We start from the raw sequence: 12,205 nt of genomic DNA on the forward strand, positions 1-12,205 counted from the left end.
GAAACCATGTCTGAAAATTACGATTCGTCGAGTATTAAAGTACTAAAAGGACTGGATGCAGTAAGAAAGCGTCCTGGGATGTACATAGGTGACACGGATGATGGAACGGGTCTTCATCATATGGTGTTTGAAGTCGTTGATAACTCAATTGATGAAGCATTAGCGGGCTTCTGTGATGATGTTTATGTAACTATCCACTCTGATGGTTCTGTATCGGTACGCGATAATGGTCGTGGTATTCCGACAGAAATTCACGAAGAAGAAGGTGTATCTGCAGCTGAAGTTATTATGACGGTACTTCACGCTGGTGGTAAATTCGATGATAACTCATATAAAGTATCGGGTGGTTTACACGGTGTAGGTGTTTCAGTAGTAAATGCACTTTCTGAAAAGCTAAAACTAACCATTCGCCGTGAAGGTAAAATTCACGAGCAAATTTATAATATGGGTGAACCTGCTGCGCCATTAGCAGTAGTGGGTGAATCTGAAACAAATGGTACTGAAATCCGTTTTTGGCCAAGCTCAGAAACATTCAGTGATGTAAATTTCCATTACGATATTCTTGCAAAACGTTTACGTGAACTTTCATTCCTAAACTCAGGTGTAAGTATCATTCTTGCTGATGAGCGTGATGAAAAGAAAGACCACTTTAAATATGAAGGTGGTATTCAAGCGTTTGTTGAATTCCTAAATACCAATAAAACACCGGTTAACCAAAATGTTTTCCACTTCACTTCAACACGTGAAGAAGATGGTATTAGTGTAGAAGTAGCAATGCAGTGGAACGATGGTTTCCAAGAAGGCATTTACTGCTTCACAAATAATATTCCACAACGTGATGGTGGTACGCACTTAGCGGGCTTTAGAAGCGCCTTAACGCGTACATTAAATACGTATATGGAAAAAGAAGGCTTTAATAAGAAAGAGAAAAGCAGTGCATCAGGTGACGATGCCCGTGAAGGTTTAACTGCGGTTATTTCTGTTAAAGTACCCGATCCAAAATTCTCATCTCAGACGAAAGACAAGCTTGTATCAAGTGAAGTTAAATCGGCTGTAGAACAAGCTATGGGTGAAAAATTAAGTGAATACTTATTAGAAAACCCACAAGATGCGAAAATTGTAGTTACTAAGATTATTGATGCAGCACGTGCACGTGAAGCAGCACGTAAAGCGCGTGAAATGACACGCCGCAAAGGTGCAATGGACCTAGCAGGTTTACCAGGTAAATTAGCAGACTGCCAAGAAAAAGACCCAGCACTTTCTGAACTATATATAGTGGAGGGTGACTCAGCGGGCGGCTCGGCTAAGCAAGGTCGTAACCGTAAGAATCAGGCGATTCTACCGCTGAAAGGTAAAATTCTGAACGTTGAAAAAGCGCGTTTTGATAAGATGCTATCTTCTCAGGAAGTTGCAACGCTAATCACAGCATTAGGTTGTGGTATTGGCCGCGATGAATATAACCCTGAAAAGCTGCGTTATCACAGCATTATTATCATGACCGATGCCGACGTCGATGGTTCGCACATTCGTACGTTACTATTGACCTTCTTCTATCGTCAAATGCCTGAAATTGTTGAGCGTGGTTACGTATATATTGCTCAGCCACCACTTTATAAAGTGAAAAAAGGCAAGCAAGAGCGTTACATCAAAGATGATCCAGCGTTAATTGAATACCTAACAACATTAGCGTTAGATAACTCATCGTTGTACGTTAATGAAGATGCGCCTGCAATTAAAGATACGGCGTTAGAATCGTTAGTTAAAGATTATCAAGCGACCGAATCAATTATCACACGCCTAACACGTAAGTATCCATTGAGTGTGCTTAACTCATTGGTTTACTCAGCTAAAATTAATGAAGCAGATTTAGCGAACGAAGCGCACGTGCGTGAGTGGACGGATAATCTAGTTGCTTACTTAACGGAAAAAGATACCGACGCAACTTTATTCACGGCACAAGTGAAGAAAGATGAAGAGCGTAACTTATTCTATCCAAATATTGTAATTCGTCAGCACGGTGTAGACCGTGAACATGTATTGAATTACGAATTCCTAACGTCTCGTGATTATTTAGCAATTGCGAAAACGGGTGAGCAAATTGGCAACCTAATTGAAGAGGGTGGCTATATTCAACGTGGCGAAAAGACCTTACAGGTTTCAAGCTTTGTTGAAGCGCTTGATTGGTTAATTGCTGAATCTAAACGTGGTTTATACATTCAACGATACAAAGGTCTTGGTGAGATGAACCCAGATCAGCTTTGGGAAACTACGATGGACCCTGAAGTACGCCGTATGTTGAAAGTAACTATTGAAGATGCAATTGCAGCTGACCAATTATTCTCGACGTTAATGGGTGACCAAGTTGAGCCGCGTCGTGAGTTTATCGAACAAAACGCGCTTAAAGTTGTGAACTTAGATGTTTAGAATATAGTGAATATTTTTCATAAAAGGGCCTAAATGGCCCTTTTTTATTGGCCGTAAATCAACAAATCGCTTAAAACCTGTTTGCTGCCGCGGTATACTGTGGCGTAATTTTTCAGATTAAAATATCAGCTAAAGCCAATGCAAAAATACGATATCAAAACCTTCCAGGGAATGATCCTAGCATTACAGGATTACTGGGCACAAAACGGCTGTACTATCGTTCAGCCACTCGATATGGAAGTAGGTGCGGGTACATCGCACCCAATGACATGTTTGCGTGCACTTGGCCCAGAGCCAATGTCTACTGCATACGTTCAACCGTCACGTCGTCCTACGGATGGTCGCTATGGTGAAAACCCGAACCGTCTACAACATTACTACCAGTTCCAAGTTGCGTTAAAACCGTCGCCAGATAACATTCAGGAGCTTTATCTTGGCTCTTTAGAAGTATTGGGTATTGACCCATTAGTTCACGATGTTCGCTTCGTAGAAGACAACTGGGAAAACCCAACATTAGGTGCGTGGGGTCTAGGTTGGGAAGTGTGGTTAAACGGTATGGAAGTAACTCAGTTTACTTATTTCCAGCAAGTAGGTGGCCTTGAGTGTAAGCCTGTAACAGGTGAAATCACTTACGGCATTGAGCGTTTAGCGATGTACATTCAAGAAGTAGATTCAGTATATGACCTGGTTTGGAACCATGCGCCAGACGGTAGCAAGGTTACTTACGGTGATATTTTCCATCAAAATGAAGTTGAACAATCGACTTATAATTTTGAACATGCTGACGTTGATTTCTTATTTAGCTTCTTTGATCAATGTGAAAAAGAATCACAAGAATTATTAGCGCTAGAAACACCGTTACCACTACCGGCATACGAGCGCATTTTGAAAGCGGCGCATGCATTTAACTTATTAGATGCACGTAAAGCAATTTCAGTGACAGAACGTCAACGCTATATTCTTCGTATTCGCAACCTTACTAAAGCAACTGCTGAAGCGTATTACGCATCGCGTGAAGCGTTAGGTTTCCCAATGTGTAAAAAAAGTGGTGAGGAGAAGTAATCATGGCGAAAGAATTTTTAATTGAATTAGGCACTGAAGAATTACCACCAACACAGCTTCGTACGCTAGCGGAAAGCTTTGCATCAAATTTTGAAGCAGAGTTAAAAGCTGCAGAGTTAAGTCATGAAGGCGTAAAGTGGTTCGCTGCACCGCGTCGTTTAGCGCTAAAAGTAGCGGCACTTGCTGAGTCTCAATCTGACAAAGTGGTTGAAAAACGTGGCCCGGCAATTTCAGTTGCATTTGATGAAGACGGTAATGCCACAAAAGCGGCACAAGGTTGGGCGCGCGGTAATGGTATTACAGTTGAGCAAGCTGACCGTTTAAAAACAGAAAAAGGCGAATGGCTTTTATTCAAACAAGAAGTAAAAGGTAAAGCGACTAGCGAAATAATCGTTGACCTTGCAGCGCAAGCACTAGCTAAATTACCAATCGCTAAGCCAATGCGTTGGGGTAACAAAACGACGCAATTTATTCGTCCAGTGAAAACACTTACTATGCTAATGGGTAGTGAGTTAGTTGCCGGTGAGATCTTAGGTGTTGCATCAGAGCGTACTATTCGTGGTCACCGCTTTATGGGTGAACAAGAGTTTACTATTGATTCTGCAGAGCAATACCCTGCGATTTTAGAAGAGCGCGGTAAAGTAATGGCCGATTACGAAGCACGTAAAGCGATTATTCTTGCTGATGCACAAAAAGCAGCGCAAGCTGTAGGTGGTATTGCGGACTTAGAAGATGACTTAGTTGAAGAGGTAACATCGCTGGTTGAATGGCCTGTGGTACTGACGGCTAAGTTTGAAGAAGAGTTCTTAAAAGTACCTTCAGAAGCACTTGTGTACACCATGAAAGGTGACCAGAAGTACTTCCCAGTTTACGACGAAAACAAAAAATTATTACCTAACTTTATCTTTGTTTCAAACATTGAATCAAAAGAGCCTCGTTACGTAATTGAAGGTAATGAAAAGGTTGTTCGTCCTCGTTTAGCGGACGCTGAGTTCTTCTTTAATACCGACCGTAAACGCCCGTTAATTGATCGCTTACCTGAATTAGACCAGGCTATTTTCCAAAAACAGCTTGGTACCATTAAAGATAAAACTGACCGCATTACCGAGCTTGCTGGTTACATTGCTGAACAAATTGAAGCAGACGTTGAAAAATCTAAACGTGCAGGTTTACTGGCAAAATGTGACCTTATGACATCAATGGTATTTGAATTTACCGATACGCAAGGTGTGATGGGTATGCACTATGCAACGCACGATGGCGAAGATGCAGAAGTGGCGAAAGCACTTTACGAGCAATATATGCCGCGTTTTGCAGGCGACGAGTTACCAAGCACAGGTGTATCAGCTGCAGTTGCGATGGCTGATAAACTCGATACGATTGTGGGTATCTTCGGTATTGGTCAAGCGCCAAAAGGCTCTGACCCATTTGCGCTACGCCGTGCATCACTAGGTATATTGCGTATTATTGTTGAAAAGGGCTATAACCTAGACTTAGTAGATTTAATTGCAAAAGCAAAATCGCTATTTGGCGATAAGCTTAGCAATGACAATGTTGAATCTGATGTAATTGATTTTATGCTTGGTCGTTTCCGTGCCTGGTATCAAGACGAAGGCTTTAGTGTTGACATTATTCAAGCAGTATTGGCACGTCGCCCAACTAAGCCTGCGGACTTTGACCAACGCGTTAAAGCGGTATCTCACTTCCGTGAATTAGACGCAGCAGAAGCGCTTGCAGCGGCTAATAAGCGTGTAGGGAATATCTTGGCTAAGAATAAAGCAGAACTTACAGAGTCCGTAAATGAGAGCCTATTAGCTGAAAACGCTGAAAAGCAATTAGCAGAGAAAATTGCGCACTACCAAGTGGAACTAGCTCCGGCATTTGTAGCACATGATTACCAAACTATTTTGGCAAGTCTTGCAGATTTACGTGAAGTCGTTGATACCTTCTTTGATAACGTAATGGTGATGGCTGACGATGAAGCAGTGAAACTAAATCGTTTAACAATGCTGAGTCAGTTAAGAAGTTTATTCTTACAAGTAGCGGATATTTCACTGTTACAAAAGTAAGTAAAAGGCACAGAAAAAGCCGGTCTAATCACCGGCTTTTTTATTTTAAAGTCACTTATTCAGTATTTAGCTTAGTTATAGCCGAAATATTCGCAACAGGTACAAAAGCCGCTTGCATAAAATTATACGATATTTAGTATAGTAATTAAGCTTAGAAAATCGCGGATAACAACAATGAAAAGAGCATCACTTTCAATTATGGCACTTGCTAGCTTAGTACTAGTTGGTTGCTCAAGCACAGACGATAGCCTATTAGAACAAACAAGCAATGTGGGTAATGTTGATACCACACTATATCTACGTGGTGACTTCACTTTATGGGAAGCGCAAAAAGCTTATCAATTAACACAGCAGACAGCCAATGTTTACAGCACAAAAGTTAAGTTTGGCTCAATTGGTAAAGCATACGAGTTTAAAGTAGCTGACGCTAATTGGACGCAAGGGTATAACTGTGGCTTTAAAAATGAAGACTTAGATAAGTTTTTAGAAGTGGGTATTCCAGTACAAGCAAACTGCGACAGTGTGTATAACTATTTTAGTTTTACGCCTTATGAGGCGGGTTGGTATGAAGTATCAATAAACTTCCGCAACAAAAGTACGCCGCTGGTAACAATTAACCAAATTTTCGAATAGGTTACTTAACAAAAGAACCAAGTTCTTGTCTAACCGATGAGCAATAAAAAAGGGCATTTAAAGCCCTTTTTTTATTAAATATTTGTATGGTTCATTTTCCACTTCCTGTGCCAACAAGGTGTGATCCATAAAACGACAAAATTTGGGAATGTCGCGCGTTGTTGATGAGTCATCCGCAATCACTACTAAAGTTTCACCGTGCTGCATTTTTCGAATTGCACCACGCACCATCATTACAGGTTCAGGGCAACGTAAGCCAATTGCATCAAGCGTGTGATCTGCATTTGAAAAGTCAGTCATGGAAAATTTAGCCCTGTTAAAAAGTAGAGGCGGAATTGTAGGTGGCTAAGCTCATGATGTAAACCGTAGAGCATAAAAAAGGCGCTGCTCTTTCGAGACAGCGCCTTATCACCAAGAATAAATCGGTTCTTGTTTAAGTCTTACGGGCGTTCAAAAATGGTTGCGATGCCTTGGCCTAAACCAATACACATAGTTGCAAGACCATATTTCGCGTCTTTATCTTCCATAAGATTAATAAGCGTTGTGCTGATACGTGTGCCTGAACAACCCAGTGGGTGACCAAGTGAAATTGCACCACCGTTTAGGTTAACTTTTTCGTCAACCACATCGGTTAAACCTAAGTCTTTCAGTACCGGCAATGCTTGTGCTGCAAATGCTTCATTAAGCTCTGCTACATCAATATCATCAATAGTTAAGCCAGCTGCTTTTAATGCCTTTTTAGAAGCAGGAACAGGGCCATAACCCATGATTGATGGATCGCAACCAGCAACACCCATAGCTTTTACTTTTGCACGAATAGTTAAGCCAAGTTCGTTAGCTTTTTCTTCGCTCATAATAAGCATTGCAGATGCACCATCTGAAAGTGCTGATGATGTACCAGCTGTTACAGTACCATTTGCTGGGTCAAACACAGGACGAAGCTGTGATAGGCCTTCTACAGTTGTTTCAGGACGAATTACCTCATCGTCTTCAACTAAGATCATTGCACCATCAGCATCGTGACCAGTGATTGGGTAGATTTCATTTTTGAAACGACCTTCAACGGTTGCTGCGTGAGCGCGAGCATGAGAACGCGCTGCAAACTCATCTTGTTGCTGACGAGAAATGCCATGCTGCTTACCTAAGTATTCAGCAGTTAAACCCATCATGCCTGCCGCCTGTGCTACTGACTTTGATAAACCCGGGTGGAAATCCACACCATGGTTCATTGGTACGTGACCCATGTGTTCAACACCACCAACTAGATAAACATCACCGCAGCCAGTCATAATTGCACGTGCTGCATCATGTAATGCTTGCATCGATGAACCACATAAACGGTTAACCGTAGTGGCTGGTACGCTGTGAGGAATACCTGCTAACAGCTGCGCATTACGTGCAACATTGAAACCTTGCTCTAGGGTTTGTTGTACACAACCCCAGTAGATATCATCAATATCAGCAGGGTTTAAAGCTGGGTTACGTTCAACTAACCCTTTCATTAATTGTGCACTTAAATCTTCGGCACGTACGTTTCTAAAAACACCGTTTTTAGAACGACCCATAGGAGTACGAATACAATCAACAATTACTGGTGTTTTCATATTATGCACCCTCTACTGAATAAAATTGACGACCTTCTTCTGCCCACTGACGCGTGATATCAGAAACTTGGTAAATTGCACCTAAGTGTGCATATTGATCCGCTTTTGCTACAAAGTTAGCTAACCCAATTTGGTCTAAATAACGGAAAGCACCACCTCTGAATGGAGGGAAGCCTAAGCCGTAAATAAGCGCCATATCTGCTTCTTGTGGTGAAGCAACAATGTTTTCTTGTAAACACAGAAGTACTTCGTTCAGCATAGGGATCATACAGCGGTCGATGACTTCTTCTTTGCTAAACTCTTTAGGTGCATCGCAAATAGTGCTTAGTAGCGCAATTGCATCTGCATCTTTTGCTTTCTTAGGCTTACCTTTACGGTCAGGTGCGTATTGGTAAAAACCTTTACCATTCTTTTGACCAAAACGACCTTCTTTTACAAGCAGTGCAACAGGATCTTTCTCTTGTTCAGCCATACGTTCAGGGAAACCGTCTGCCATTACACCTGTACAGTGATTTGCTGTATCAAGACCAACAACATCAAGCAGGTAAGCAGGGCCCATAGGCCAGCCAAATACGTTTTCCATCACTTTATCTGCTTTCGCAAAATCAGCACCTTCAACCACTAATTGGTTAAAGCCTGCAAAGTAAGGGAAAAGCACACGGTTAACAAAGAAACCAGGGCAGTCATTTACAACAATTGGTGACTTACCAAGTTTTAATGCGTAATCAACAACGGCATTAATGGTTTCGTCAGATGTTTTTTCACCGCGAATAATTTCAACCAGTGGCATACGGTGCACAGGGTTAAAGAAGTGCATACCACAGAAATTTTCTGGCTTTTCAAGGGCACTTGCTAATTCATCAATACGAATTGTTGAGGTATTTGATGTCAGCACTGTGCCTTCAGGCATGTCTTTTTCTAGTTGAGAAAGAACTGCTTGTTTAATCTTTGGGTTTTCAACAACCGCTTCAACAATGATGTCGGCTTTTTTAACATCGTCATCGCTTAGCGTCGGTTTGATTGCGCCTAAAGTTGCAACCATTTGCTCAAGCTTCATATGACCGCGTTGAACTTTATTGCCAAGCAGTTTTGATGCTTCTTGCATACCAAGATCAAGTGCAGCTTGATTGATGTCTTTCATAATGATTGGTGTGCCTTTATAAGCAGACTGGTATGCAATACCACCGCCCATAATACCTGCACCCAATACCGCTGCTTGCTTGATATCAGTTGAACTGTTTTTAGCAAGCTTGCGAGCTTTAGACTTAATAAATTGGTCTGCTAGGAAAATACCCACCTGCGCAGCTGCTTCATCGGTTTTAGCCAGCTTAGCAAAGTTCATATTCTCAATTGCCATTGCTTCAGAGCGGCCATGGTTTGCAGCAGCTTTAATTGTTGCTACAGCCATCAGCGGAGAAGGGTAATGGCCTTTTGTTTTACCAAATACCATGCCTTGCGCTGTTGCAAAGCTCATGCCTTGCTCCATTTGGTTCATTGCTAGCGGGTCTAATTTAGCTTGGCGTTTTGTTTGCCAATCTAGTTTACCGTTTGCTGCAAGTTCAACCATTTTGATTGCTGAATCAACGAGCTTATCTTTTGCCACAACGGCATCAACTGCACCCACAGCAAGTGCTTGCTTCGCACGGTGTTCTTTACCTGTTGTAATCCACGTCATGGCATTATCTGCACCGATAATACGTGGTAGACGAACAGTACCACCAAAGCCTGGCATAATGCCTAGTTTCACTTCTGGTAAGCCCATTTTTAATTCTTCACTTGCAACGCGGAAGTCAGTAGCAAGTACCCATTCACAACCACCACCAAGGGCCATGCCATTGATTGCTGAAATCGTTGGGAAAGGTAAATCTTCGAGTAGATCGAAAACGTCAGTGGCATTTTTAATCCACTGAGTTAGTTCTTCTTCAGATTTTTTAAAGGTAGGCAAAAATTCAAAAATGTCAGCACCAACAATAAAGTGATCTTTATCACTGGTGAAAATCATACCTTTAATGTCTTTGTTAGCAGCTAGCTCTTTTAATGCAGCGCCACAGTCGCTAAGAGTTTGCTGAGAAAGCTTATTTACTGAGCCTGGAACACAGAACTTAAACTCAGCAATGTTGTCTTTAACAAAAGCAACCTGAAAAGATTCGCTTTGAAATAGCATATTATTGCTCCCTAATTTCTCGTACCGCAACTGGTACGATGAGTTTGGTTTTTACGCAGTGTCGCTTCTTTGCGATTAAATTGCAATTAAAATTTTAGTTGGCTTTTTACATAAGATTAAAAACTGGACAAAAAAATTAACGTAAGTGTTGTCAGTGGTCGTATCAATAAGGGGATTAAGCTTAAAAGGCTGACGTTTAGGTTTGCATTGATTAAGATGGCATTACTGCAGTTAGCGTAGACGCTAGAATTATGCAGCGCATTTTTAAATTTATTTAAATAGATAACCACAGCGCCTTTTATTTCTGTGGTAAAGAGAGCAAAACAGTGAAAAAATCGGTGATTTTAACAGCGCTTGTTAGCTTAGTACTTTCTTCTTCAGCGTTGAACGCAAGTGCGGATAAAGCCGCGCACAAAGACTTCTTAGCACTTGAAAAACTCGCTAAGAAAAATGATAAACGCGATTTTTATCGCGCGTTAAAACAGTCGTCACATCCGCTAGCACCTTATGCTGAGGCCACTTATCTTGCTAATTCCCCATGGCTTGCTAACCAGCAAGAAATTAAAAAATTTTTAGATACCTATCAAGGCACACCACTTGAGTGGAAAGTGCGTTACGCATGGTTAGACAATTTAAAGAAAAGTAATAAAAAAGCACTTTATATTGATGCTTATCGTCCGACCAGAAAAGCGGAGTATCAATGCACCTACCTAAACTATCAGTTACAACTTGGTGCACCTAAAGAAGCCATTTTTAACCAAGTGGATGAGCTTTGGAGCGTTGCTAAATCACAGCCTAAAGAATGTGATGTGCTTTTTTCAAAATGGAAAAAAGCTGGGCATTTAAATCAAGAACTGGTGTGGCAACGTATTACCAAGGTATCGGAGAAAGGCAATACCAGTTTGTTAGCCTATCTGAGTCGTTTGCTACCGAAGAACGAGCGTTACTTGGCAGACTTGTATAAAACAGTAAGACGAGATCCATCCGCCGCCGCCGGACTTTATCGCTTCAAAAAGCGTACCGATAAAGAAGGCCAAATAGCACTTTATGGCGTTAAACGTTTGGTGTGGCGCGACCGCGATTTAGCGATTCGTGCATGGCAAAAGCTTGAAAACATGTTCGATTATACCGAGCAACAAAAACAGTCGCTGTATTATATTTTTGCGCTTTCGTTGGCGTCGGGAAAACATAAAGAAGCAAAGTTTTACTTAAATAAAGTGGCACCAAAAAGGCACGATAGCAAGCTAATGCAATGGCAACTGAGCAATATGCTAAGGGAAGAGGATTGGCAAGGTATCATCGCTTATTCAACAGGTAAAACACTGAATAACGGTTATCGATACTGGTTGGCATATGCGTATCATAAGATTGGTGACGCACAGCGAGCTAATCAGTTGTGGAAAGAGCTAGCCAAAAAGCGTGACTACTACGGCTTTTTAGCGGCGTCACGGTTAGATTTAGCGGTTTCGCTTGAATACCAACCTGTGGTTGTTGACCCTCAAACACAAAAACTTGTTAGTGAAAGCCCCGGCTTTAAACGTGCCAAAGCATTGTATGAATTAGATCGTTTTTACTCAGCGCGCCGTGAATGGAATTCGCTAATTGCAGGCTCTACCGATGATGAAAAACTCGCTGCAGCCAGTTTAGCGAATGATATGGGGTGGCATGATAGTGTTATTCGCGTGATGAGCCAACTAAAGGCTTACAATATGCTTGATTACCGTTTTCCTACGCCTTACAGCGATCAGTTTGAGCGATATAGTAGCCGTAGTAAGGTTGATAAAACATGGGCTTATGCGATTTCACGACGTGAAAGCTCATTTGCCTCAGATGCCCATTCAAGCGCGGGGGCAATTGGTTTAATGCAGCTATTGCCAAGCACCGCTCGCTACGTAAATAAAGGCAGCGTCAGCCGTAATCAACTTAAAAAGCCTCATATTAATATTCGTTTGGGCACGCAGTATCTCAAGTATTTAAAGAAAAAAAGCAAAGGTAACGAAGTGATTGCCACAGCCTCGTATAACGCGGGCTATCACAAAGTGAAACGCTGGTTGCCTCAAGAAGCGGTAGACTTTGATCTATGGGTTGAAGCAATACCGTATCGTGAAACACGTGAGTACGTAAAAAATGTTTACGCTTATCGTCAAGTGTATGCAACGCGCTCAGGCAATAAAGAAAACCTATTTGATGAACTCATTTCAATGAAAATCAAAAGGTAGTTTTGGCAAATATATTGCTAATCAATTTAC

At 41.6% G+C, this 12,205-nt stretch carries 8 protein-coding genes; 5 read left to right on the forward strand and 3 right to left on the reverse strand.

The genetic code is table 11. From position 1 onward, the window contains the following. Positions 1–6: 6 nt before the first annotated feature. The 4 genes from gyrB (at position 7) to AN214_RS08890 (ending at position 6,188) form a co-directional block, all read left to right on the forward strand. Positions 7–2,424, forward strand: coding sequence for a DNA topoisomerase (ATP-hydrolyzing) subunit B (gene gyrB / locus AN214_RS08875; protein WP_054979401.1), 2,418 nt, complete (start codon positions 7–9; stop codon positions 2,422–2,424). A gap of 138 nt (positions 2,425–2,562) precedes the next feature. Then, positions 2,563–3,486: a glycine--tRNA ligase subunit alpha gene (glyQ, locus tag AN214_RS08880; protein ID WP_054979402.1), complete on the forward strand. Its 924-nt coding sequence runs from the start codon at positions 2,563–2,565 to the stop codon at positions 3,484–3,486. A gap of 2 nt (positions 3,487–3,488) precedes the next feature. Continuing rightward, positions 3,489–5,555, forward strand: a complete 2,067-nt coding sequence (glyS, locus tag AN214_RS08885) for a glycine--tRNA ligase subunit beta (protein WP_054979403.1) — start codon at positions 3,489–3,491, stop codon at positions 5,553–5,555. Positions 5,556–5,729: 174 nt separating this feature from the next. After that, the gene (locus AN214_RS08890; protein WP_054979404.1) at positions 5,730–6,188 is read left to right on the forward strand and encodes a hypothetical protein; all 459 of its coding nucleotides are present in this window, start codon (positions 5,730–5,732) and stop codon (positions 6,186–6,188) included. Between the two features lie 57 nt (positions 6,189–6,245). Here the strand turns inward: AN214_RS08890 and tusA are convergent, their stop codons facing one another. From tusA to fadB, 3 genes are all read right to left on the reverse strand, one after another. Next, a complete protein-coding gene (tusA, locus tag AN214_RS08895; RefSeq protein WP_054979405.1) occupies positions 6,246–6,488 on the reverse strand; it encodes a sulfurtransferase TusA in 243 nt (80 codons plus the stop codon). A 140-nt stretch (positions 6,489–6,628) separates the two neighbouring features. Continuing rightward, positions 6,629–7,792 (reverse strand): acetyl-CoA C-acyltransferase FadA, encoded by a 1,164-nt coding sequence (gene fadA, locus AN214_RS08900; RefSeq protein WP_010561302.1) that lies wholly within the window; start codon positions 7,790–7,792, stop codon positions 6,629–6,631. A gap of 1 nt (position 7,793) precedes the next feature. Next, positions 7,794–9,956: a fatty acid oxidation complex subunit alpha FadB gene (gene fadB, locus AN214_RS08905; protein WP_054979406.1), complete on the reverse strand. Its 2,163-nt coding sequence runs from the start codon at positions 9,954–9,956 to the stop codon at positions 7,794–7,796. A gap of 326 nt (positions 9,957–10,282) precedes the next feature. On the opposite strand from fadB, the gene AN214_RS08910 reads away from it, so the two are divergent. Continuing rightward, on the forward strand, positions 10,283–12,175 hold the full coding sequence (locus AN214_RS08910; protein ID WP_054979407.1) for a transglycosylase SLT domain-containing protein: 1,893 nt from the start codon (positions 10,283–10,285) through the stop codon (positions 12,173–12,175). Positions 12,176–12,205: the final 30 nt, after the last annotated feature.

The organism is Pseudoalteromonas sp. P1-9 (assembly GCF_001399975.1).
Classification (GTDB): Bacteria; Pseudomonadota; Gammaproteobacteria; order Enterobacterales; family Alteromonadaceae; genus Pseudoalteromonas.

Excerpts from the sequence above, each read along its gene's own strand:
- gyrB (WP_054979401.1), top strand. The coding sequence starts at position 7 with ATGTCTGAAAATTACGATTCGTCGAGTATTAAAGTACTAAAAGGACTG.
- glyQ (WP_054979402.1), top strand. The coding sequence starts at position 2,563 with ATGCAAAAATACGATATCAAAACCTTCCAGGGAATGATCCTAGCATTA.
- glyS (WP_054979403.1), top strand. The coding sequence starts at position 3,489 with ATGGCGAAAGAATTTTTAATTGAATTAGGCACTGAAGAATTACCACCA.
- AN214_RS08890 (WP_054979404.1), top strand. The coding sequence starts at position 5,730 with ATGAAAAGAGCATCACTTTCAATTATGGCACTTGCTAGCTTAGTACTA.
- tusA (WP_054979405.1), bottom strand. The coding sequence starts at position 6,488 with ATGACTGACTTTTCAAATGCAGATCACACGCTTGATGCAATTGGCTTA.
- fadA (WP_010561302.1), bottom strand. The coding sequence starts at position 7,792 with ATGAAAACACCAGTAATTGTTGATTGTATTCGTACTCCTATGGGTCGT.
- fadB (WP_054979406.1), bottom strand. The coding sequence starts at position 9,956 with ATGCTATTTCAAAGCGAATCTTTTCAGGTTGCTTTTGTTAAAGACAAC.